The following is a 23,144-nucleotide window of genomic DNA, read 5'->3' on the forward strand; positions in this document are numbered from 1 at the left end:
CATGAACCCGTCACGCATCTTTATCGAGCGGCCAGTCGCCACGGCGCTGCTGATGCTCGCCATCCTGCTGTCCGGGCTGGTGGCATTCCGCCTGCTGCCGCTGTCGGCGCTGCCGGAGGTGGACTACCCGACCATCCAGGTCACCACGCTGTACCCGGGCGCGAGCCCGGACGTGATGACGTCGTCGGTGACCGCGCCGCTCGAGCGTCAGTTCGGCCAGATGCCGGGCCTCAAGCAGATGTCGTCGTCGTCCTCGGGCGGCGCGTCGGTCATTACGCTGCAGTTCGAGCTGTCGCTCTCGCTCGACGTGGCCGAGCAGGAAGTGCAGGCCGCCATCAACGCGGGCGGCAACCTGCTGCCGGCCGACCTGCCGATGCCGCCGGTCTACAGCAAGGTGAACCCGGCCGACGCGCCGATCATGACGCTGTCGATGACCTCCGACACGCTGCCCCTGCCGCAACTGCAGGATATGGTCGATACGCGTATCGCGGCCAAGATCTCGCAGATCCAGGGCGTGGGCCTCGTCACGATCAGCGGCGGGCAGCGTCCCGCCGTGCGCATCCAGGCCAACCCCACGGCGCTGGCCGCGCTGGGCATGTCGATCGACGACCTGCGCACCGCGATCGGCAGCGCCAACGTCAATGGCGCGAAGGGTAGTTTCGACGGGCCCCAGCGCGCCTCGACGATCGACGCCAACGACCAGCTGCGCTCCGCCGATGAATACCGGCAGATCATCATCGGCTACCAGAACGGCGCGCCGATCCGCATTACCGACGTCGCCGATATCGTCGATGGCCCCGAGAACACGCGGCTGGCCGCGTGGGCCAACGGCAAGCCGGCGATCGTGCTGAACATCCAGCGCCAGCCCGGCGCCAACGTGATCGAGGTGGTGGATCGCATCAAGTCGCTGCTGCCGCAGCTGCAGAATGCGCTGCCCGCCTCGGTGCACGTGCAGCAGCTGACCGACCGCACCACGACCATCCGCGCGTCGGTGAAGGACGTCGAGTTCGAACTGCTGCTGGCCATCGCGCTCGTCGTGATGGTGATCTTCGTCTTCCTGCGCAATATCCCCGCGACGATCATCCCGGGCGTGGCGGTGCCGCTCTCGCTGGTCGGCACCTTCGGCGTGATGTACCTGGCGGGCTTCTCGATCAACAACCTGACGCTGATGGCGCTGACCATCGCCACGGGGTTCGTCGTCGATGATGCGATCGTGATGATCGAGAACATCATGCGGTACATCGAGAAGGGCGATACGCCGATGGCCGCGGCGCTGAAGGGTTCCAAGCAGATCGGCTTCACCATCATCTCGCTGACGTTCTCGCTCGTCGCGGTGCTGATTCCGCTGCTGTTCATGGGCGACGTGGTGGGGCGGCTGTTCCGCGAGTTCGCGATCACGCTGGCAGTGTCCATCCTGATCTCGGCCGTGGTATCGCTGACGCTCACGCCGATGATGTGCGCGCGTCTGCTGCGCCATGTGCCCGAAGAGAACCTGTCGCGCTTTCACCGCGCCACGGGCCGCTTCTTCGACAACGTGATCGATCGCTACGGCCGCGCGCTGGAATGGGTGCTCGGGCGCCAGACCGCGACGCTCGTCGTCGCCGTCGGCACGCTCGTGCTGACGGGCCTGCTGTACCTCGTGGTGCCCAAGGGCTTCTTCCCGGTGCAGGACACGGGTGTGCTGCAGGCGATTACCGAAGCCGCGCAGACGACCTCGTTCACCGCGATGGGCCGCAAGCAGGAGGCCGTGCAGAAGGTCATCCTGGAAGACCCGGCGGTGGCGAGCGTGTCGTCGTTCATCGGCGTCGATGGCACCAATACCACGCTCAACGCGGGCCGCATGCTGATCAACCTCAAGCCCAAGGGCGACCGGGACAGCATGGATGTGGTGATGGACCGGCTGCAGGATGCCGCGCAGAAGCTCGGCGGTATCTCGCTGTACATGCAGCCCGTGCAGGACCTGACCATCGAGGACCGCGTCTCGCGCACGCAATACCAGTTCACGGTGGAGGACCCCGATCCCAAGGTGCTGGCCGAATGGGTGCCGAAGCTCGTCGAGCGCCTGCGCCAGGAGCGCGAGCTGCGCGACGTGACCAGCGATCAGCAGAACAACGGCCTGCGCGCCTACGTCGAGATCGACCGCGATGCCGCCGCGCGCTTCGGCATTACCACGGCCGTGATCGACAGCGCGCTATATAGCGCGTTCGGCCAGCGCCTGGTCTCGACGATCTTCACGCAGTCCAACCAGTACCGCGTGGTGCTCGAGACGATGCCGCAGTTCCGCACGAGCCCGCAATCGCTGTCCGAACTGCGGCTGCCGTCGTCGTCGGGCGGCCAGGTGCCGCTGGGCTCGATCGCGCGCATCAGCGAGCGCACGGGTCCCCTCGTCATCAACCATCAGGGCCAGTTCCCGGCCGCGACGATCTCGTTCAATCTCGCGCCAGGCGAGTCGCTCGGCGCCGCCGTGGAGAAGATCCTCAAGGTGGAGAAGGAGCTCGGCCTGCCGATCTCGATGGCTACCGAGTTCCAGGGCGCGGCGCTCGCGTTCAGCGCGTCGCTCTCCAATACGCTCTGGCTGATTCTTGCCGCGGTGATCACGATGTATATCGTGCTCGGCGTGCTGTACGAGAGCACGATCCACCCGGTGACGATCCTGTCCACGCTGCCGTCAGCGGGCGTCGGCGCGTTGCTCGCCCTGCTCGTCGCGCGGCAGGATCTGGGCATCATCGCGATCATCGGCATCATCCTGCTGATCGGTATCGTCAAGAAGAACGCGATCATGATGATCGACTTCGCGCTCGAGGCCGAGCGCGAGGGCGGCATGGCGCCGCGCGAGGCGATCTTCCAGGCCTGCCTGCTGCGTTTCCGCCCGATCCTGATGACGACGATGGCGGCGCTGCTCGCCGCGCTGCCGCTGATGCTCGGCACCGGCATCGGTTCCGAACTGCGCCGGCCGCTCGGCGTGACGATGGTCGGCGGCCTGCTCGTGAGCCAGGTGCTCACGCTGTTCACCACGCCCGTGATCTACCTCGCGTTCGACCGCGTGGCGCTCCAGCTCAATAGCTGGCGCCGGCGCAAGTTCGGCGACCCCGAAGGGGAGACGCACGCCTGATGAACGTCTCCGCCGCCTTTATCCAACGCCCGGTCGCGACCGCGCTGCTGACCATCGGCATCCTGCTGGCGGGGCTGGCGGCGCTGCGGCTGCTGCCGGTTTCGCCGCTGCCGCAGGTGGACTTCCCCACGATCTCGGTCTCCGCATCGCTGCCCGGTGCGAGCCCCGAGACGATGGCCGCGACCGTGGCCACGCCGCTGGAACGCGCGCTCGGCACGATCGCGGGCGTCAACGAAATTACGTCGTCTAGCTCGCTCGGTTCCACGCGCGTCACGCTGCAGTTCGATCTGTCGCGCGATATCGACGGCGCCGCGCGCGACGTGCAGGCGGCCATCAACGCCTCGCGCGCCACGCTCCCGACGAGCCTGCCGAACAACCCGACCTATCGCAAGGTCAACCCGGCCGACGCGCCGATCATGATCATCGCGCTGACGTCGCCGACCATGACGCGCGGCCAGCTCTACGACGCGGCGTCGACGATCCTCGCGCAGAAGCTCTCGCAGGTGGAAGGCGTCGGGCAGGTGACCATCGGTGGCTCGTCGCTGCCCGCCGTGCGCGTCGAGCTCAATCCGACCGCGCTCAACAAGTACGGCATCTCGCTGGAGGACGTGCGCAACACGATCAGCGCGACCAATGCCAACCGGCCGCTGGGCGTCCTCGAGAACAACAATAACAACTGGCAGGTCTACGCGAACGACCAGGCGATGGCGGCCAAGGACTACATGCCGCTGATCGTGCGCTACGCCACGCCGGGCACCTACTCGTCGGCATCGGCGGGCGCGCTGATCGCGAGCACGGCCAACGCCACCGCGGGCGGCAATGTCAGCACCAAGACCGTCAACGGCGTGACCACGACCACGCTGACCACGAGCAGCGGCACCACGACGATCACCACCGGCGCCACGGGCGGCGGCAACGGCAACTCGGGACCGAATTCGCTGCAGGTGCCGGTGCGCCTGTCCGACGTGGCCAACGTGACGGACTCCGTGCAGGACATCCGCAACGCGGGCTCCGCCAATGGCAAGCCGTCGGTGCTGCTCGTGCTGAACCGCTCGCCCGGCGCCAACATCATCGAGACCGTCGATCGCGTCAACGACATCCTCCCGCAGCTGCGCAAGATGATTCCGGCCGCGATCTCGATGGACGTGATGCTCGATCGCACGCCGACCATCCGCGCGTCGCTGCGCGAGGTCGAGCACACGCTGCTGATCTCGATCGCGCTCGTGATCATGGTGGTCTTCGTGTTCCTGCGCAACGTGCGCGCGACGCTGATCCCGAGCGTGGCGGTGCCCGTCTCGCTGGTCGGCACGTTCGCGGTGATGTATCTGGCCGGGTTCTCGCTGAACAATCTTTCGCTGATGGCGCTGACCATTGCCACGGGGTTCGTCGTCGACGATGCGATCGTCGTGCTCGAGAATATCTCCCGGCATATGGAGAACGGCATGAAGCCGCGCGAGGCCGCGCTGCGCGGCGCGCGGGAGGTCGGCTTCACGGTCATCTCGATGAGCCTGTCGCTGATCGCCGTGTTCATTCCGCTGCTGCTCATGGGCGGCATCGTGGGCCGGCTGTTCCAGGAGTTCGCCATCACGCTGTCGGTGGCGATCCTGGTCTCGCTCGTGGTCTCGCTGACCACCACGCCGATGATGTGCGCCAAGCTGCTGCGTCCGGTCAAGGAAGACGAGAAGCGCGGCCGCTTCTATCACGCGAGCGAGCGCGTGTTCAACTGGCTGCACGACCAGTACGCCCGCACGCTTGGCGTGGCGCTGCGCCACAGCGCGCTGGTCTGGCTCGTGCTGATCGCGACGATCGGCCTGAACGTGTGGCTCTACGTGATCGTGCCCAAGGGCTTTTTCCCGCAGCAGGACACGGGCCGGCTGATCGGCTTTATCCGCGCGGACCAGGCCACGTCGTTCCAGGCGATGACCAAGAAGCTCGACAACTTCATCACGATCGTGCGGTCCGACCCGGCCGTGGTCAACGTGACGGGCTTCACGGGCGGCTCCCAGCGCAACACGGGTCAGATGTTCGTCACGCTGAAGCCGCTCTCCGAGCGCAAGGAGTCGGCCGATGCGATCATCGCGCGGCTGCGCGTCAAGCTCGCCAAGGAGCCCGGCGCGAGCCTGTTCCTCACGCCCGTGCAGGATATTCGCATCGGTGGCCGGCAGAGCAGTTCGGCGTATCAGTTCACGCTGCAGTCGGACGACCTCGAAGTGCTGCGCGCGTGGGAGCCGAAAGTACGCGCCGCGATCTCGAACATCAAGGGTATCGAGGACGTGGACACCGACACCAACGACAAGGGCCTGCAGACGTCCGTGATCATCGATCGCGACACGGCCTCGAAGCTCGGCGTCACGGCGCAGCAGGTCGATGCGGTGCTCAACGATGCGTTCGGGCAGCGCCTCGTCTCCACGATCTATCACCCGCTGAACCAGTACCGCGTGGTGATGGAGCTGAGCCAGGAATACCTGCAGGGTCCGCATGCGCTGCAGGACATCTATGTGGTCACCGGCGGCGGCAATCGCGTGCCGCTCTCCGCGTTCGCGCGCGTCACGCCGACGAGCACGCCGCTCGGCGTGAACCATCAGGGGCAGTTCGCGGCCTCGACCATCTCGTTCAACCTGGCCGAGGGGTTCTCGCTGTCGCAGGCCACCGATGCGATTCGCGATGCGCTCGCGCGTATCGGCGCGCCCGAGACGTTGCAGGCGAATTTCCAGGGCGGCGCCAAGGCGTTCCAGGACTCGCTCAAGAGCCAGCCGTACCTGATCCTCGCGGCGCTCATCACGATCTATATCGTGCTGGGCGTGCTGTACGAGAGCTATGTGCATCCGCTGACGATCCTCTCCACGCTGCCGTCGGCGGGGGTGGGCGCGCTGCTTGCGCTGCTGGCCTCGAAGACCGACTTCAGCATCATCGCGCTGATTGGCGTGATCCTGCTGATCGGCATCGTGAAGAAGAACGCGATCATGATGATCGACTTCGCGATCGATGCCGAGCGGCGCGACGGGCTGTCGCCGCGCGAGGCGATCCATCGCGCGTGCCTGCTGCGGTTCCGTCCGATCATGATGACGACGATGGCCGCGCTGCTCGGCGCGATTCCGCTCGCGCTCGGGCGCGGGGACGGGGCCGAACTGCGCGCGCCGCTCGGCATCTCGATCGTCGGCGGCCTGCTGGTCAGCCAGCTGCTGACGCTGTACACGACGCCGGTGGTGTACCTGACGCTCGACCGCTGGCGCCTGAAGGTCAACGCATGGCGCGCGCGCCACCGGCGGCAGGAACCCGACGCCGAGCCTCGTCTCCATTGATGCGAACCGAATTGAAAAGAACCGATCGATTGAACCAAGCCGAGCCATTGAACCAAGCCGAGCCATTGAAGCGAACGAAGCCTTTGATGCGATCCACGATGCCGATGCACCGCTCCCCCGTTCCCCGTCTGGCCACGCTGGCCGGCGCGCTGCTGCTCGCCCTGTTGTCCGGCTGCGCGGTCGGTCCCGACTACAAGCGGCCCGATGCGCCGACCCCCTCCGCGTTCAAGGAAGCCACGCCCGACATGCCCGCGTGGACCGGCGACTGGAAGACCGCGGAGCCGCAGGATCAGACCGCGCGCGCCGAATGGTGGCGCGTATTCAACGATCCGGACCTCGATATCCTGATGGCGCAGGTCCAGATCTCGAACCAGAACATCAAGGCGGCGGAAGCGCAGTATCGCCAGGCCGCCGGCGCGCTGCAGGCCGCGCGCGCGGGCTTCTTCCCGACGCTCAACGGTTCGGCCAGCGCGTCGCGCTCGGGCAGCAGCACCACCAGCCAGGCCGGCAATATCCGCAATGGGCAGAGCGTCACGCTGTCCGCGGCGTGGGAACTCGATGTGTGGGGCCGGGTGCGGCGTCAGGTGGAAAGCAACCAGGCGAGCGCGCAGGCCAGCGCGGCCGATCTGGCCGCCGTATTGCTGTCCACGCAGTCGACGCTCGCGCAGAGCTATTTCCTGCTGCGCATCGCCGATGCGCAGCGCGCGCTGCTCGATCGCACGGTGAGCGACTATGAACGCTCGCTGCAGCTCGTGCGCAATCAGTACGCGGCGGGCACCGCGCAGCGCTCCGACGTGTTGCAGTCGGAGACGCAGCTCAAGTCCGCGCAGGCGCAGCAGATCGATATCCAGATCACGCGCGCGCAGCTCGAACACGCCATTGCGGTGCTCATCGGTCGGTCGCCGTCCGAACTGACGATGCATGCGGCCGACTTCGCCACCACGCTGCCGCGCGTGCCGGTCGCGGTGCCGTCGCAACTGCTCGAGCGCCGGCCCGACATCGGCGCGGCCGAGCGGCGCATGGCCTCCGCCAATGCCGAGATCGGCGTGGCGCAGGCCGCGTACTACCCGACGCTATCGCTGTCGGCCACGGGCGGCCTCACCGCGGCCACGCTCGCGCGCTGGCTGTCGCTGCCCGACCGTATCTGGTCGTTCGGTCCTTCACTGGCCGGTGCGATCTTCGATGGCGGCCTGCGCAGCGCGAACAAGGCGCAGGCCGTGGCCGTGTACGACCAGACGGTCGCCAACTACCGGCAGACGGTGCTCAATGCGTTCCAGGAAGTCGAAGACAACCTCGCGGCGGCGCGTCTGCTGGAGCAGGAGTCGGTCGTGCAGAACGACGCGCTGCGCTCCGCGCGCGATGCGCTCGCGCTGGTCAACAACCGCTACAAGGCGGGCACCGCGGCATTGCTCGACGTGCTCACCGCGCAGACCGCGGCTTATACCGCGGAGCGCACCGCGCTGTCGATCACGAGCCGCCAGTACACCACGGCGGTGATCCTGATTGCCGCGCTCGGCGGCGGATGGCATGCGGAAGGGACCGAGATTGCGAGCGAGCCGGCGGCGTCTCCGGCGAGCCCGATCGCGCGCTAAGGCTCAACCCGGCTTTTTCTTCTCGCCGATCCGGCTTTCCTTGCCGGCCAGCAGCTTGGCGATATTCGCGCGGTGGCGCATGATCAGCAGCACGCTGATCACGAAGATCGCGCCCGTCGTGATATCGACGCCGGACATCAGCACGTGGAAGAAGGGCGCGAAGATCGCCGAGACCAGCGCCGCGAGCGACGAGTAGCGGAAGAAGAACGCAATGATCAGCCACGTGGCCAGCGTCGCGAGGCCGAGGATCGGGTCGATCGCGATCAGGATACCGGCCGCCGTGGCCACGCCCTTGCCGCCCGCGAAGCGATGGTAAACGGGGAACAGGTGACCGAGGAACACCGCCACCGCCACGAGGGCGATGCCGGCGTCCTGCACGCCGTATGCCGGCCCGAAACGCTGCGCGAGCCAGACCGCGAGCCATCCCTTGAGGCCGTCGCCGATCAGCGTCAGGATGGCGGCCTTCTTGTTGCCGGTGCGCAGCACATTGGTGGCGCCGGGATTGCCCGAGCCGTAGCTGTGCGGATCGGGCAGCCCCATGAGCTTGCTGACCACGACGGCGAAGGACACCGACCCGATCAGGTAGGCGGCGACAGCGAATATCAGATTGACCATTGCGGGGTGTTGGCTGTTTTTGGGCTGGCGCGATTGTAGCGCGCCCGGACGCGGGGCCCGTCAGGAATCAATCGGGCAATGCACATTCGACCGGTTTCGCGCCGAGCACGTCCACCAGCACCTGGGGCGCGAGACTGACGAGGTAGCCGCGCCGCCCGCCGTTGATGTAGATTTTTTCCAGCGCGAGCACCGACGACTCGACGTAGACGGGCAGCTTCTTGCGCGTGCCGAACGGCGACGTACCGCCGACCATGAAGCCGCTGTGGCGCTGCGCCACTTCGGGCTTGCACGGCTGCACGCTCTTGCAGCCGATCTGCCGCGCGAGGTTCTTGGTGGATACCGAACAATCGCCGTGCATCAGCACGATCAGCGGCTGCGCGCGCTCGTCTTCCATCACGAGGGTCTTGACCACGTCATGCTCGGGCACGCCGAGCTGGCGCGCGGACTCGCCCGTGCCGCCGTGATCGACGTAGTCGTAGGGATGCTCGCCGAACGCGATGCGATGCTGCCGCAGGAACTGTGTGGCGGGAGTTTCGGAGATGTGTTTCGCTTTGCTCATGACGGACGATCCGCGGGAGCGGGGTTACCCGCGCGGATGATGTTGCTGGTGCAGCTCGCGCAGGCGCTCGCGCGCGACGTGCGTGTAGATCTGCGTGGTGGAGATATCGGCGTGACCCAGCAGCAGCTGCACCACGCGCAGATCCGCGCCATGGTTGAGCAGATGCGTGGCGAACGCGTGCCGTAGCGTGTGCGGCGACAGCGGGGCATGGATGCCGGCCTCGCGCGCGTGCTTCTTGATCAGGTGCCAGAACGCCTGCCGCGTCATGCCCTCGCCGCGCTGCGTGACGAACAGCGCGTCGCATGCGCGGCCCGCGAGCAATGCCGGGCGCGATTCGGCGAGGTAGCGGCGCAGCCAGTCGCCGGCCTGCGCGCCGAAGGGCACGAGCCGCTCCTTGTTGCCCTTGCCGCCGACCACGCGCGCCACGCCTTCGTTGAGGCCGACTTCGACCGTCTTCATCTGCGTGAGTTCGGAGACGCGCAGCCCGCTCGCATACATCAGCTCGACCATCGTGCGGTCGCGCAGGCCGAGCGGCGTGCCGGTATCGGGCGCGTCGATCAGCGCTTCCACCTGCGCTTCCGACAGCGTCTTCGGGAAACGCGGCGGCTGCTTGGCGGGCCGCAGCAGCAGGCAGGGATCGGCCTGCACCATGTGCTCGCGCAGTGCCCACTGGAAAAAGCGGCGGAACACCGTCAGCCGCCGGTTGGCCGACGACGCGCGCGTTTCCATATGGCGCGCGGCGAAGTAGGCCGACAGCGACGTGTCGTTGACGGCGAGCAGCGCGCCGTGGTCGTTCTCGTGCAGCCAGCGCGCGAGCATCGACAGGTCGCGGCGATAGGCGTCGATGGTATTGCGCGACAGTCCGTCCTCGAGCCACAGCGCGTCGCAGAAGCGATCGACGAGCGACAGGTCCGACGCCAGCGCGGCGTCATCCACCGGCATGGGCGCGGCGCTCACAGCAGCATCGCGCCTTCGTGGCGCAGCAACCAGCGTTTGACGCCGAGGTGGAAGCCTTCTTCACCGTGATGCGCGAAGCCGCCAAGCCCGGTGGCGCTGACCACGCGATGGCACGGAATCACGACGGGAAACCAGTTCTGCCCGCAGGCCTGGCCCACCGCGCGCGGCACGCTGCGCAGCGCTTTCGCGATGGTGCCGTACGTGGTCAGGCCGCCGCGCGGCACGGCGCAGATTTCGCGCCAGACGCGGCGCTGGAAATCGGTGCCGCGCGCCGCGAGCGGCAGGTCGAACACGAAGCCGGCGTCGGCGTAATACGCATCGAGCTGCGCGGCGACATCGCGCATCAGCGCGCTGGCCGGGGCGATGGCGTCGTATGTATCGGGCAGGTAGACCAGCTCGGCGACGGCATCGCCGTCGGACCGTACGCCGACCTTGCCGAACGGTGCGGGGAGGATGGCATCGAACTGGGCAGTCATACGGCGGGGCAGGGAATCAAGGCGAAAAAAAAGGCACAGAACGGATTCTATGCCTTTTGTTACCGCATGCCGAAATCAAGGCCCGGTTATTGCTCCAGCTTGATGTTCTGCACCTTGACCAGGTTCTTCATCTTCTCGTATTCCTTCTTGATCTCGGCCGCGTGCTGCGCGGGCGTGTTGCCCGACGGCTCGGCGCCGGCAGCGTGCAGGCGATCCGCGAAGCCCTTGTCCTGCAGCGCCTTCACGACGGCGGCATTGAGCTTGTTGATGATGTCGTCAGGCGTGCCGGCCGGTGCCACCAGGCCGTACCAGGCCGGATCGTTCGGCTCCTTCAGGCCCAGTTCGCCGAAGGTCGGCACATCGGGCAGGCCCTCGATGCGCTTGTTCCATGCGACGACCAGCGGACGCAGCTTGCCGGCCTTGATGTACGGCATCGACGACGGCAGGTTGTCCACCATGATGGGCACCTGTCCCGCGAGCACGTCGTTCAGGGCCGGGCCGGCACCGCGATAGGGGATATGCACGATGAAGGTCTTGGTCGAGACCTTGAACTGCTCGCCGAGCATGTGGCCGAAGCCGCAGGTGCCCGACGACGCGTACGAGTACTTGCCCGGATTCGCCTTCAGTACCGCGATGAACTCCTTGTAGTCCTTGGCCGGGAAGTTCGGGTTCACGGCGATCACGTTGGCCACGTTCGCGACGTTGGCGATCGGCTTCAGGTCCTTGATCGGGTCGTACGAGAGCTTGGGATTGCAGGCCGGGTTCACCGCCATCGTCGACACGGTCGAGATGCCGATCGTGTAGCCATCGGGCGGGGCCTTCGCGATCGCGTCGGCGCCGATCGAACCGCCGCCACCGGCACGGTTCTCCACCACCACGGGCTGGCCGAGGATCTTGCTCATCTGGTCGGCCACGCCGCGGCCCACGATGTCGGTCGTACCGCCGGGCGCGAACGGGATGATCAGGCGGATCGGCTTGGTCGGGTAGGACTGGGCCTGCACGACGGCCGGCAGCGAAGCCGAGGCGGCGAGTGCGAGGAACAGAGCGGTTTTGCCAGCTTGCATGAGAGGGTGTCTCCGGTTTAGATACGTAGGCCGGGCACGGTAATGCCCGGCGGGTAAGCCAGTTGGTATGTCCAGTCGGGTCGCTCAGTCCCCGAGCAGTCCGCGCTTGAGCTCGCGGTCCACGGGGTGTTCGCCCAGGAAGCTGCGCAGCACCGCCTGGTAGAAGTCTTCGCCCGGAATCGGCCTGCCGCGCGGAATGCCATTCATGGCCACGACGGTGCCCGCGTCCGGGGTGAAATCGAGATTGATGATGTCGCCGCGGCGCGCGGTGCCCACCTGGTTCATGGCCTGTGCGAGCTGGGTCATCCGGTCGGACATCATCCTGACCTGCAGCTCGCTGTGGTTCTCGCGCAGGCCGTCGTTGAGGGCCTTTACGAACGTGTCCGATTCCACTTCGCGCAAAGGCCGGATCTGAAGCCGTTTGGGGCCCGGCGTGCCGAGCACCACGGTCGCGTTGCGCGCGCGCTCGGGCAGGTACAGCGCGGCGACGTAGCCCTTCATCACGAATCCGGAGCGCAGGCCCGTGCCGTTGAGCGGGAGCTCCTTGCCGCCGAGCCGCGCCGCGTCGTCGAAGCGCACGCCCTCGATCTCGCCCGCGCCGGCCGGCGGCGCACACAGTGCGAACGCGGCGAACGCCACCGACGCACCCAGCAGGACGGCGCGCAGCGAAACACGGGATGGAAGGCGAAACACAGACAACATGGCTACGGCGGCACGGCGGACGGTCCTGCACGCGCAAATGTATGCCCAAGCAGACGTCCGAAAACAGGATTCGGCATGCCATCTTGCCCGATCTCTGGAACAATACCCATCCGTATCTGCCCTAAGACGCACTTATAACAATGAGACACACGGCCCCATGTCATCCGCCCTGCTGCTGATTCCAGACTTCAGCCTGATCCTGATCGGCTGGCTGCTGGTGCGGTACTCGCCGTTCGACCGCGCGTTCTGGGCCGGTATCGAACGCCTCGTCTACTTCGTGCTGTTCCCGGCGCTGCTGCTCCAGTCCACCAACAGCGCGACATTCGACTTCTCTTCCACGTCCGCGATGCTCGGCCTGGCGCTGGCCACCACGGCGTTCGGCATGATCGGCGGCTACCTCGTGAAGTGGGTCCTGCGTCCCGACGCCATCGACTTCGCATCGGGCCTGCAGACCGCGTTCCGCTTCAACTCGTATATCGCGCTTGCGATTGCCGCGCGCCTCGGCGGCAACGAGGGGCTCGCGCTGATGGCCATCATCGTCGGCTGCTCGGTACCGCTCTGCAATGTCGTCGCCGTATGGGCGCTCGCGCGGCATGGCGAGTCGCGGCTGTGGCGCGAGCTCGCGCGCAACCCGCTGATCCTCGCCACCGCGGGCGGGCTGCTGACCAACGTGCTGGGCCTCCATCCGCCCGAAGTGGCCGGCATGATCCTCGGCCGGCTCGGCTCCGCCTCGACGGCGCTGGGGCTGATGACGGTCGGCGCGGGCCTGCAGATGGCGGCCGCTTCGTCAACGGTGGGGCCCATGGCGTGGTGGAGCGGTGTGAAGCTGCTGGCGATGCCGGGCTTTGCATGGTGCGTCGGGCGTTATCTGCCGCTGACGACGCTGCAGTATCAGATCGTGGTGCTCTACGCCTCGCTGCCCACGGCGTCCAGCGCGTATATCCTCGCGGTGCGCATGGGCGGCAACGGACCGCTGGTGGCGGCGACGATCTCGGTGATGACGGTCGCGGCGATCGTGACGACGCCGCTCTGGCTCGCGCTGGTCAGCTGACGGGCGTGACGTCCTGCGCGAGCGCCCACTCGATGTGCTCGCGCACGAGTTCGCTCGCATCGTGTCGCCGCGCGTGCAGGGCAGTCCGGATGCGCGCGGCCAGCGCCGCGTCGCCGTGCGCTGCCGATGCCGCGCGCAGGCTGTTGCCGAGGCCCACGGCAAGATTGCGCAGCCAGCGTTCGTGGCCGATGCGGCGGATGGGACTGCCTTCGAGCCGCCGGTTGAACTCCGCTTCCGTCCACAGGAACAGCGCGGCCATGTCCGGCGCGTCGAATCCATTGCGCACGTCGAAGTCCGGCAGCGTCGCACGATGCGCGAACTTGTTCCAGGGACAGGCGAGCTGGCAGTCGTCGCAGCCGTAGACGCGATTGCCCATCGGCGCGCGCAGCGCCTCGGGAATCGCGCCCTTGTGCTCGATGGTCAGGTAAGAAATACAACGCCGCGCGTCCATGCGGTACGGCGCGAGAATCGCCTGCGTGGGGCAGATGTCGATGCAGCGCGTGCACTGGCCGCAGCGGGGCGTCTCGGGCGGGTCCGCGGGCAATGGGATATCGACGAGGATCTCGCCGAGGAAGAACATCGAGCCGCCTTCGCGGTCGAGCAGCAGCGTATGCTTGCCGCGCCAGCCGAGCCCGCCCTGCGCGGCGAGCGCCACCTCCATGACGGGCGCGGAATCCGTGAACACGCGATAGCCGAATGCGCCCAGCGCCTGCTCGATGCGCGACGCCAGCTGCTGCAGCCGGCTGCGCAGGACCTTGTGATAGTCGCGGCCCCGCGCATAGACGGAGATGACGGCCGTGGACGGATCGTCGAGCCGCGCGAACTCGTGCGCGCGCCAGTTTTCGGGGCTTTCCGCCGGCAGATAGGGCATGCGCGCGACGATCGCGCGCACGGTGCCGGGCACGAGTTCGGCGGGCCGCGCGCGCCGTGTGCCATGGTTCGCCATATAATCCATGTCGCCGTGATGACCGGCCGCGATCCATGCGAGCAATCCCGCTTCCGCGTGGCTCAGATCGACGTCCGCGATGCGTACCGCATCGAAGCCGAGTTCGGCGCCCCATGCACGAATGCGCGTGACGAGCGCCTCCAGCGCGTCCGCACCGACGCTTGTTGCGTCGATAGGGGGGCTGGATCGCTGCGGCGCCGCCGATGTGGCTGGCGCGGGTACGGCTCGCTCGGTCATCCCCGAATTGTACGCAATGCCCCTGCTCGAAGAACGCATCCTCGCGCTACCCGACGAAGCCGCCACCGAACGGTTCGGCGCGGCGCTCGCCGCCGCGGTCCGCACGCTGCCGCCGCACACGATCCATGTCCAGCTGTCCGGCGACCTCGGCGCGGGCAAGACCACGCTCTCGCGCGCGGTCCTGCGCGCGCTCGGCCATGCCGGCAAGGTCCGCAGCCCGACCTACACGTTGTGCGAGCCCTACGAGGTGGCGCGCGCCGATGGTTCGCCGCTCACTGTCTACCACTTCGACCTGTACCGGTTCGCCGATCCCGAGGAATGGATCGATGCCGGTTTTCGCGACTGTTTTGCCGAGCCCGCGTTCAATCTGGTCGAATGGCCCGAGAAGGCCGGACGCCTGCTCGGGGAACCTGATCTGCATGTGTTGCTCCAATCGGACAGCCGCGGCCAGAATCCGGCGCCGGGCGGCGCCGACGAGGGCGCCGATGCCCGCATGGCCACCCTGCGGGCCTATACTCCCACTGGACTTACGTTGCTGACCGCATGCTGATCAAGCGAATCGCCACCGACCGACCCGATGTTTCGAACGCCCCCGACGGGGTCATGACGGCGCGCCGCAAGTGGATGGCCCAGTGCCTGAAGTTCGGCGCCGGGACGGCCGTCCTCACGCTGGCCGGGCCGCAGATCGCGTTCGGCGCCAATATCGTTGCCGTGCGTGTCTGGCCCGCCGAGGATTACACGCGCGTGACCATCGAGTCCGACAGCGCGCTGGCCGCCTCGCACCAGATGGTGCGCAATCCCGATCGCCTCGTCGTCGATATCGATGGGCTCGACCTTTCGCCCACGCTGCGCGAGATCGTCGCCAAGATCGCGGCCAACGACCCCTATATCCAGAGCGTGCGCGTGGGCCAGAACCGGCCGCGCGTGGTCCGGCTCGTGTTCGATCTCAAGGAAGACGTCTCGCCGCAGGTGTTCACGCTGGCGCCCGTCGGCGACTACCGTAACCGCCTCGTCTTCGACCTGTATCCCGTGAATCCGCCCGATCCGTTATGGAAACTCGTGCGCGATACCGAGGACAAGCAGCGGCGCTTCGCGTCGAGCGAGCCGCCGTCCGGACCTGCGGGCGTGTCGGGCGCGCCGGCGGGTGCCGAGGAAGATGCGATCGGCGCGATCGTGCGCAAGCTCGAGGACAAGGACCAGATTCCCACGGGCACGACGGCCCTGCCGCCCGCTATCGCCGCGGTCAAGCCGAAGCCTGCCACGCCAGCGGCACCCTCCGCGCCGGCCGCGCCCGCGATTCCGCCCCCGATGGCGCAGACCAACGTCCCGCCGCCGAGCCAGTTCAAGCTGCGCCGCCTGCTGACCGTCGCGATCGACCCCGGCCATGGCGGCGAGGATCCCGGCGCCACGGGCGCATCGGGTTCGCACGAGAAGAACGTGGTGCTGCAGATCGCGCATCGGCTGCGCGCGAAGATCGATGCCCAGCCGAACATGCGCGCGATGATGACGCGCGACGCGGACTTCTTCGTGCCACTGAACGTGCGCGTGCAGAAGGCGCGCCGCGTGCAGGCGGATCTTTTCGTGTCGATTCACGCGGACGCGTTCCTGTCGCCCGAGGCGAAGGGCGCGTCGGTGTTCGCCCTGTCGGAGCGCGGCGCGTCGAGCTCGGCCGCGCGCTGGCTGGCCAACAAGGAGAACGCCGCCGATCTGATCGGCGGCGCGAATATGGGCAACAAGGATGCGCAGGTCGCGCGCGTGCTGCTGGACCTGTCCACGACCGCGCAGATCAACGACAGCCTGCAGGTCGGCAACGCGGTGCTCAAGGAGATCGGCGGGATCAACCGCCTGCACAAGGGCAGCGTGGAGCAGGCCTCGTTCGCGGTGCTCAAGGCACCGGACATTCCTTCGATCCTCGTCGAGACCGCCTTCATCAGCAATCCCGAGGAGGAGCGCAAGCTCAACGACGAGGCCCACCAGGAGCAGCTCGCCAACGCGATCCTGCGCGGCATCAAGGCCTACTTCGCGAAGAATCCTCCGCTGGCGAAGGCTCCTTCGGTCTGACGTTACGGCAGCCGCGAGATCAGGCGCGCACCGCGGCGCGGTTGCGCACCGGCTCGTCCTCGCGGTTCGCGTAGCGCGCCGCGATCACCGAGCATACGATCAGCTGGAGCTGATGATAGACCATCAGCGGCAGCACGAGCAGGCCCAGCGCGGGGTGGCCCGCGAACAGGATCTTGGCCATCGGAATCCCGTTGGCCAGGCTCTTCTTCGAACCGCAGAACACCGCGGTGATCTCGTCCTCGATCGGGAAGTGCAGGCGGCGCGCGGTGAACGTGGTCGCGGCGAGCACCACGAACAGCAGCACGGCGGCCAGCGCCATCACGGCGGCGATCGTCTGCCATTGGTACTGGTGCCACAGGCCGGCCGCGGTCGCATCGCAGAACGACGAATAAACGATCAGCACGATCACGCCGCGATCGATCTTGTTGGTGATCTGCTTCTTCTTCGCGAGCCAGTTGCCGATCAGCGGACGCGCGGCCTGGCCCAGCGCGAACGGCAACAGCAGCTGCAGCGCCACCCCCATCAGTGCCTTGCCCAGCGGCATCGATGCGCCGCTCGCGCTGATGACGAGGCCCATCAGCAGCGGCGTGAGCGCCATGCCGATCAGGCCCGAGATCGTGGCGTTGAAGATCGCGCCGGGCACGTTGCCGCGCGCCATCGAGGTCATTGCCACCGACGAGGACACCGTGGAGGGCAGCACGCAGAGGTAGAACACGCCCAGCAGCAGATCGGGCGGCAGCACCTGGCGCAGCGAGAGCATCAGGATCACGCCCACCACCGGGAACACGATATACGTGAACGACTGCACGAATGCGTGCAGGCGCCAGTGCTTCGCACCGGCCACGAGCTTTTCGCGCGAGAGCGCGGCGCCGTGCAGGAAGAACACGAGCGCGACGCCGACGTTGGTGACGATGCCGAGGTGCAGCGGGCCGTCACCGGTGCCGATCTCGGGGGCGAGCAGCGCGATCGCGATCGCGGTCAGCATGATCAGGACGAAGCCGTCGATCAGGTCGTAGGTTTTTTTGAAAGGCGCGAGAATGGCGGTGGTCATGACTAGGGATATTGCCTAAGGGTTTCCGCCTAGTATTGGACACAAGACCTGTCTAGAATGCAAATTCATTTATTTCATTCATTAATCTTTCGTTCGCATGAATTACACCCTTCGGCAGTTGCGGGTCTTTCTGGCTGTTGCGGCACATGGAAGCTTCAGCCGGGCTGCCGACGCAGTGGGCCTGACCCAGCCCGCGGTCAGTCGGGGTGTACAAGAGCTTGAAGAAGCACTTGGCGTGCGTCTGCTCGACCGGACGACGCGGGAAGTGGTGCTCACGGATGCGGGTACTGCACTTGTGCCCGCGCTCGAACGGCTGCTGGGCCAGCTCGACGACACGCTCGAGGAGACCCGGCAACTGGGCGAGCGGTATCGCGGGCGGGTGGTGATCGCGAGCGCGCCGACCATATCGGCCCGGCTGATGCCGATGTACGTGGCCGCCTGCGCGCGCGAGTATCCCGAAATTCGGTTGTTTATTCGCGACAACGTCCAGGCCGATGGCCTCGAACAGATCCGCGCCGGTGCCGTGGACTTTGGCGTGCTGATCGATCCGATGGCGCGCGAGGGGCTGACGATCGAGTCGCTGGCGACCGATCCGTTCTGCTTCGTCTGCCGTCGCGATCATCCGCTGGCGGGCGCGGAGACCGTGCCATGGAGCGCGCTCCACGGCGAGCGGCTCGCGCTGCTCGACTTTGCTTCGGGCAGCCGCCCGCTGATCGACCGCATTCTGGCGCGGCATGGCGTGACGCCGCAGGTCGTGCAGGAACTCGGGCATTCGGCCAGCGTGTTCGGCATGGTCGAAGCCGGCATCGGCGCGTCGGTGCTGCCGTCGTTCTCGCTGCCGCTGCCGGCCGCCTCGCCGCTGGTGTCGCGTCCGCTCGTGCCGCGCGAGGAGCGCAGCATCGTGATGGTCCGGCGCGAGGACCGCTCGCTGTCGCCCGCGGCCGCGGCGGTCTGGAACATGATCCAGAACCTGCCGATCCCGGCCGAGGCGATGGCGGCCTGATCAGGGGGCCTTGGCCGTCAGCATCATCGTTTCGAGCGAGAAACTGCCGTCGGGTTTGACGCGGTAGCGCTCGACGACCTCGCGCGGGGCCTTCTCCCACAGATAGCGGATGGCCGCGATGGCGACGTCGGGGGTGCGCATGCGCGCCACCCAGGTGCCGAACTCGAGGTCGATATGCCAGAGCGGCGCCACCGCGGCGCCGAACCCGGCCGCCTCGAACATCTGTTGCCACACCGTGGGCGAGTAGTCGCGGATATGCGACGGGTCGCGCAGCAGCTCGACCGACTGCAGCCACGTATCGCAGAGCGGATCTTCCGCGCCCGCGATATCGATCATCACGACCGTGCCGCCGGGCTTCAATACACGCCGCATTTCGCGCAGCGCGGCGGGCACGTCGCGCCAGTGATGCGCGCTCATGCGCGAGACCACCGCGTCGAAGCTTGCGTCGGGGAACGGCAGCGTCTCCGCCGCACCCTGCTGCGTGCCGATATTCGCGAGGCCGCGGTCGCGCGCGGCATTGGCGACCACGTCGAGCATTTCCGAAGACAGATCGTAGGCGACGACCTCGGCGGCCACGGCTGCGGCGGCAAAGCCCGCATGGCCCGCGCCACAGCCGAGATCGAGCACGCGGCCCGTGCGCACCGTCTCCAGCTTGCCGAGTATCTCCTTCAGCTGCGTCAGATCCGCACCCTGGGCGTGGACCGCGCTCGTGAGGTAGGCATTGGCGGTGGCGCCGAACTGGGCGGCGACGAGTTCCTGTTGTTGCATGACGATCGACCTTGTTCTTGTGGGAAGAGGGGCAGGCAGTTGCCGGAGCGGCAACCTTCACGTACTGTAGATGGCCGGTTGTCCCGGTACAACTCACTTGTTTATCCTGGTATAAATCGCACCACCCAATGGACGCCGACGCCCCCTCCAACGCACCTGCCTCCGAACTTCCCTCCGAATTTTCTTCAAAAGACAGCGCGCTCGGGACGTTCCTCCGCAATCATCGCGAGCGGCTGACGCCGGCCGATGTGGGCCTGCCGCCGGGCAGGCGCCGCCGGACGCCGGGACTGCGTCGCGAGGAAGTGGCCCAGCTCGCCGGACTCAGCGCGACGTGGGTGACGTGGCTCGAGCAGGGCCGGCCCGTGGCGATGTCGGCGCGCGCGCTCGACGGGCTCGCGCAGGCCTTGCGGCTTTCGCGGGCCGAACGCGCCTATCTGTTCGCCCTCGCGGGCAAGGCAGAGCCACGCGCGGCGGCCGATCCATCCGTGCCGGCCGCGTTGCTCGAGAGCGTGCAGGCGATCGCGGGCCCCGCGTATCTGCTCGACCGCCAGTGGACGGCGCTGGCCTGGAACGCGGCGGCCGCCGACCTGTTCGTGGGATGGCTCGATGCGGAGAGCGACGATCGCAACCTGCTGCGCGCGATGTTCCTGTCGCCGCGCCTGCAGGCGCGCGTCGAGGACTGGCCGCATCGCGCGGCGCGGCTCGTGGCCGAGTTTCGCGTGCATAGCCTGCGCCATGCGGGCGACGCGCCGACCCGCGCGCTCGTGGCGGGACTGCAGGCGGCAAGTCCTGCGTTTCGCGACGCGTGGGCGTCGCAGGATGTTGAGGAGCGGCAGGGCGGCAGGCGGGGATTTCACACCGCCACGGGCGAAGGCGCGGGCGCCGCCGTCTACTTCGAGCAGCTGACGTTTATCCCGCCCGCGGCACCCGGCACGATGCTCGTCATGCTGCTGCCCGCGCGGTGACCGGGCCAGGGGAATTATTTCGGCTGCATCCGGATCGCGCCGTCGAGGCGAATCACCTCGCCATTGAGCATCGTGTTGCCGACGATCGCGCGCACGAGCCGCGCATACTCGGCGGGCCGTCCAAGCCGCGGCGGGAACGGCACCATGCGGCCCAGCGCATCCTGGACTTCCTGCGGCATGCCGAGCAGCATCGGCGTCTCGAAGATGCCGGGGGCAATCGTCATGCAGCGCACGCCGTCGCGCGACAGGTCGCGTGCGATGGCCAGCGTCATCGACACCACGCCGCCCTTGGACGCCGCGTATGCGGCCTGCCCGATCTGACCGTCATAGGCGGCCACCGACGCCGTATTCACGATCACGCCGCGCTCGCCCTCGGCGTCCGGCGTGTTCTGCACCATCGCCGCCGCGGCCAGCCGGATCATGTTGAACGTGCCGATCAGGTTGATGCGGATGGTTTTCTCGAACTGGTCGAGCGGATGCGGGCCGTTCTTGCCGACGGTCTTGGCGGCCGTGGCGATGCCCGCGCAGTTCACGAGTCCCGCAAGGCGGCCCATGGCCTGCGCCGCCGTGACCACGGCCTGGCCATTCGCTTCCGAGGTGACATCGCAGCGCACGAACGCGCCGTCGAGCTCCTTGGCCAGCGCGAGACCCGCATTCTCGTTGAGGTCCGCGATCACGACCTTGCCGCCGTGCTCCGCGAACATGCGCGCGGCGCCCGCGCCGAGTCCGGACGCGCCGCCCGTGACGATGAATACGTTGCCCTGGATGTCCATGCCGTCTCTTCCTCTTGTTGTGGGATCGATGTACTTACTTTACGTATACGTCAATTCAAGGCAATTCTACGGCGGCTTCGGTACGACGGAAAGAAAAAAGCGACCCCGAGGGGTCGCTTTTTTTTTGCGGGAGGCGCCGGTCACTTGAGCGCTTCGAACACGCTGGCCGTGATCTTGTCCACGTCGCCGAGGCCGGAGATCTTGCGATACTTCGGCGCGGCAACCTTGGCCGTGGCATCGCCGTTGGCGGCCCATCCCGAGTAGTAGTCCACGAGCGGGCGCGTCTGGCTGGCATATACGTCCAGGCGCTTGCGCACGGTCTCTTCCTTGTCGTCGTCGCGCTGGATCAGCGGCTCGCCGGTGACGTCGTCCACATTGGGGACCTTCGGCGGGTTGTACTTGACGTGGTAGGTGCGGCCCGAGGCGGCGTGCACGCGGCGGCCACTCATGCGCTCGATGATCGCGTCGAACGGCACGTCGATTTCCAGCACGTAGTCGATGGCGACGCCGGCTTCCTTCATGGCCTCGGCCTGCGGAATCGTGCGCGGGAAACCGTCGAACAGGTAGCCCTGGTCGCAGTCGCATTCCTTCAGGCGATCCTTGACCAGACCGATGATGATGTCGTCGGAGACCAGGCCACCCGCGTCCATCACCTTCTTGGCTTCGAGGCCGAGCGGGGTGCCGGCCTTGACGGCGGCGCGCAGCATGTCGCCGGTCGAGATTTGCGGAATGCCAAATTTTTCGCAGATGAATTTGGCTTGCGTGCCTTTGCCGGCGCCGGGAGCGCCCAACAGGATCAAACGCATTTACGGGTCCTCAGAAGTTTTTTGGAATCTGGTAACGCGGGAGACTTCGAAGGAGGGTAACGCCGCAACTTGACGCGGGACTTACGGCAAGGGACACCTGCTGCCATGGGTGATGGCGGAGGGTTCCTGCCGGACGGGCTCGTTCTATCTCCCCACCGAGCCTTGTGCGACGCGCGCTCTCGAGCACGCGGCGCAGGCTCTGTTTCGGCAGGCATTATGCCATGGGCGGCGCGAATTCGGCCTCCGCTTCGGTTGCAGCAGTGTGAACTTAAGTGAAGAGATACGGTCAGGGGCCTTCCTGCGCCATCCCGGCCGCCCACAGCGCGCGCACGCGCTCGAGGTCGGCGGGCGTATCGACGCCCGGTGCGGGCGCGGCGGCCGTGACCAGTACGCCGATCCGTTCGCCGTGCCACATCGCGCGCAGCTGTTCGAGCGCTTCGGTCTGCTCGAGCGGCGCGGCGGCCAGCGTCGGAAAGCGGCGGAGGAAGCCCGCCCGGTAGGCGTAGAGGCCGATATGGCGCAGCACGGGCATCGACGGCAGCGCGACCTGTGCGCCGGCGGCGGGCTGGGCCGGCACGGCCGACCACGCGTCGCGGGACCACGGGATCGGGGCGCGCGAGAAATACAGCGCGCGGCCCGCGGCGTCGCACACGACCTTGACCACATTCGGGTTGAAGACGTCGGCAATGTCGTGGAGCGGGTGCGCGGCCGTGGCGATCGCGCAGTCCGGATGCGCGGCCAGGTGCAGCGCCACCTCGTCGATCAGCAGCGGGTCGATCAGGGGCTCGTCGCCCTGCACGTTCACGACGATGGCATCGTCGGGGAGGCCGAGCAGCGTGGCCACTTCGGCCAGCCGGTCGGTGCCGGACGGATGGTCGGCGCGCGTGAGCACGGCCTCGACGCCGCGCGCGGCGCAGGCTTCGGCCACGGCGGGCGCGTCGGTGGCCACGACCGTGCGGCGCGCGGACGACGCGTGCGCGCGTTCGGCCACGCGCACGATCATCGGATGGCCGCCGATATCGGCCAGCGGCTTGTCCGGCAGGCGCGTGGAGGCCATGCGCGCGGGAATGACGACGGTGAAGTCCGGAAGGGTCATGACTGCGC

The 23,144-nt window shown here is 67.4% G+C and carries 20 protein-coding genes; 8 read left to right on the forward strand and 12 right to left on the reverse strand.

Going from position 1 to position 23,144, the window contains the following annotated elements; translation table 11 throughout:
* Position 1 precedes the first annotated feature (1 nt).
* From AAHB16_RS25215 to AAHB16_RS25225, 3 genes are all read left to right on the forward strand, one after another.
* Positions 2-3,112, forward strand: coding sequence for an MdtB/MuxB family multidrug efflux RND transporter permease subunit (locus tag AAHB16_RS25215; protein ID WP_150372714.1), 3,111 nt, complete (start codon positions 2-4; stop codon positions 3,110-3,112).
* Positions 3,112-6,414 carry an efflux RND transporter permease subunit gene (locus tag AAHB16_RS25220; protein WP_150372713.1) on the forward strand — a complete coding sequence of 1,101 codons (3,303 nt, stop codon included), beginning with the start codon at positions 3,112-3,114 and terminating at the stop codon, positions 6,412-6,414. The genes AAHB16_RS25215 and AAHB16_RS25220 overlap by 1 nt, the downstream gene beginning before the upstream one ends.
* Before the next feature lie 86 nt (positions 6,415-6,500).
* Positions 6,501-8,006, forward strand: a complete 1,506-nt coding sequence (locus AAHB16_RS25225) for an efflux transporter outer membrane subunit (RefSeq protein WP_446718133.1) — start codon at positions 6,501-6,503, stop codon at positions 8,004-8,006.
* 3 nt (positions 8,007-8,009) lie between these two features.
* Here the strand turns inward: AAHB16_RS25225 and plsY are convergent, their stop codons facing one another.
* The 6 genes from plsY to AAHB16_RS25255 form a co-directional block, all read right to left on the reverse strand.
* Positions 8,010-8,621, reverse strand: a complete 612-nt coding sequence (plsY, locus tag AAHB16_RS25230; RefSeq protein ID WP_150372712.1) for a glycerol-3-phosphate 1-O-acyltransferase PlsY — start codon at positions 8,619-8,621, stop codon at positions 8,010-8,012.
* Between the two features lie 67 nt (positions 8,622-8,688).
* On the reverse strand, positions 8,689-9,180 hold the full coding sequence (locus AAHB16_RS25235; RefSeq protein WP_150372711.1) for an aminoacyl-tRNA deacylase: 492 nt from the start codon (positions 9,178-9,180) through the stop codon (positions 8,689-8,691).
* A gap of 24 nt (positions 9,181-9,204) precedes the next feature.
* Positions 9,205-10,122, reverse strand: a complete 918-nt coding sequence (xerD, locus tag AAHB16_RS25240) for a site-specific tyrosine recombinase XerD (protein WP_150373876.1) — start codon at positions 10,120-10,122, stop codon at positions 9,205-9,207.
* An 11-nt stretch (positions 10,123-10,133) separates the two neighbouring features.
* Positions 10,134-10,613 carry a methylated-DNA--[protein]-cysteine S-methyltransferase gene (locus AAHB16_RS25245; protein WP_150372710.1) on the reverse strand — a complete coding sequence of 160 codons (480 nt, stop codon included), beginning with the start codon at positions 10,611-10,613 and terminating at the stop codon, positions 10,134-10,136.
* Positions 10,614-10,699: 86 nt separating this feature from the next.
* Complete coding sequence (locus AAHB16_RS25250) at positions 10,700-11,677, reverse strand: tripartite tricarboxylate transporter substrate binding protein BugE (protein WP_342052276.1); 978 nt, start codon at positions 11,675-11,677, stop codon at positions 10,700-10,702.
* A gap of 84 nt (positions 11,678-11,761) precedes the next feature.
* Entirely contained in the window at positions 11,762-12,379 is a 618-nt protein-coding gene (locus AAHB16_RS25255; protein ID WP_150372708.1) for a chalcone isomerase family protein, read from the reverse strand.
* A 157-nt stretch (positions 12,380-12,536) separates the two neighbouring features.
* On the opposite strand from AAHB16_RS25255, the gene AAHB16_RS25260 reads away from it, so the two are divergent.
* Positions 12,537-13,430 (forward strand): AEC family transporter, encoded by an 894-nt coding sequence (locus AAHB16_RS25260; protein WP_150372707.1) that lies wholly within the window; start codon positions 12,537-12,539, stop codon positions 13,428-13,430.
* Here the strand turns inward: AAHB16_RS25260 and queG are convergent.
* Positions 13,423-14,613 (reverse strand): tRNA epoxyqueuosine(34) reductase QueG, encoded by a 1,191-nt coding sequence (gene queG, locus AAHB16_RS25265; protein WP_342052277.1) that lies wholly within the window; start codon positions 14,611-14,613, stop codon positions 13,423-13,425. The two genes, AAHB16_RS25260 and queG, sit on opposite strands and share 8 nt — an antisense overlap.
* A 16-nt stretch (positions 14,614-14,629) precedes the next feature.
* Here queG and tsaE point away from each other — a divergent pair, with 16 nt between their 5' ends.
* Positions 14,630-15,163, forward strand: a complete 534-nt coding sequence (gene tsaE, locus AAHB16_RS25270) for a tRNA (adenosine(37)-N6)-threonylcarbamoyltransferase complex ATPase subunit type 1 TsaE (protein WP_342052278.1) — start codon at positions 14,630-14,632, stop codon at positions 15,161-15,163.
* Complete coding sequence (locus tag AAHB16_RS25275) at positions 15,157-16,674, forward strand: N-acetylmuramoyl-L-alanine amidase (protein WP_342052279.1); 1,518 nt, start codon at positions 15,157-15,159, stop codon at positions 16,672-16,674. Before tsaE ends, AAHB16_RS25275 begins: the two co-directional genes overlap by 7 nt.
* Before the next feature lie 19 nt (positions 16,675-16,693).
* On the opposite strand, the gene AAHB16_RS25280 is transcribed toward AAHB16_RS25275, so the two are convergent.
* Positions 16,694-17,725: a bile acid:sodium symporter family protein gene (locus AAHB16_RS25280; RefSeq protein ID WP_150372703.1), complete on the reverse strand. Its 1,032-nt coding sequence runs from the start codon at positions 17,723-17,725 to the stop codon at positions 16,694-16,696.
* A gap of 97 nt (positions 17,726-17,822) precedes the next feature.
* On the opposite strand from AAHB16_RS25280, the gene AAHB16_RS25285 reads away from it, so the two are divergent.
* Positions 17,823-18,728, forward strand: coding sequence for a LysR family transcriptional regulator (locus AAHB16_RS25285; RefSeq protein WP_150372702.1), 906 nt, complete (start codon positions 17,823-17,825; stop codon positions 18,726-18,728).
* Here the strand turns inward: AAHB16_RS25285 and AAHB16_RS25290 are convergent, their stop codons facing one another.
* Positions 18,729-19,496, reverse strand: a complete 768-nt coding sequence (locus AAHB16_RS25290) for a class I SAM-dependent methyltransferase (protein ID WP_342052280.1) — start codon at positions 19,494-19,496, stop codon at positions 18,729-18,731. It lies immediately after the preceding gene.
* A 128-nt stretch (positions 19,497-19,624) separates the two neighbouring features.
* On the opposite strand from AAHB16_RS25290, the gene AAHB16_RS25295 reads away from it, so the two are divergent.
* On the forward strand, positions 19,625-20,461 hold the full coding sequence (locus AAHB16_RS25295; protein WP_150372700.1) for a helix-turn-helix transcriptional regulator: 837 nt from the start codon (positions 19,625-19,627) through the stop codon (positions 20,459-20,461).
* A gap of 14 nt (positions 20,462-20,475) precedes the next feature.
* Here the strand turns inward: AAHB16_RS25295 and AAHB16_RS25300 are convergent, their stop codons facing one another.
* The 3 genes from AAHB16_RS25300 to kdsB all read right to left on the reverse strand — a co-directional run bounded on the left by AAHB16_RS25300 (position 20,476) and on the right by kdsB (position 23,136).
* Positions 20,476-21,234 carry an SDR family NAD(P)-dependent oxidoreductase gene (locus AAHB16_RS25300; RefSeq protein WP_150372699.1) on the reverse strand — a complete coding sequence of 253 codons (759 nt, stop codon included), beginning with the start codon at positions 21,232-21,234 and terminating at the stop codon, positions 20,476-20,478.
* Positions 21,235-21,374: 140 nt separating this feature from the next.
* On the reverse strand, positions 21,375-22,040 hold the full coding sequence (gene adk / locus AAHB16_RS25305) for an adenylate kinase (RefSeq protein WP_150372698.1): 666 nt from the start codon (positions 22,038-22,040) through the stop codon (positions 21,375-21,377).
* Positions 22,041-22,326: 286 nt separating this feature from the next.
* Positions 22,327-23,136 (reverse strand): 3-deoxy-manno-octulosonate cytidylyltransferase, encoded by an 810-nt coding sequence (gene kdsB, locus AAHB16_RS25310; protein WP_342052281.1) that lies wholly within the window; start codon positions 23,134-23,136, stop codon positions 22,327-22,329.
* Positions 23,137-23,144: the final 8 nt, after the last annotated feature.

Source organism: Cupriavidus sp. OTU4054 (assembly GCF_038440175.1).
Lineage (GTDB): Bacteria > Pseudomonadota > Gammaproteobacteria > Burkholderiales > Burkholderiaceae > Cupriavidus > Cupriavidus pauculus_D.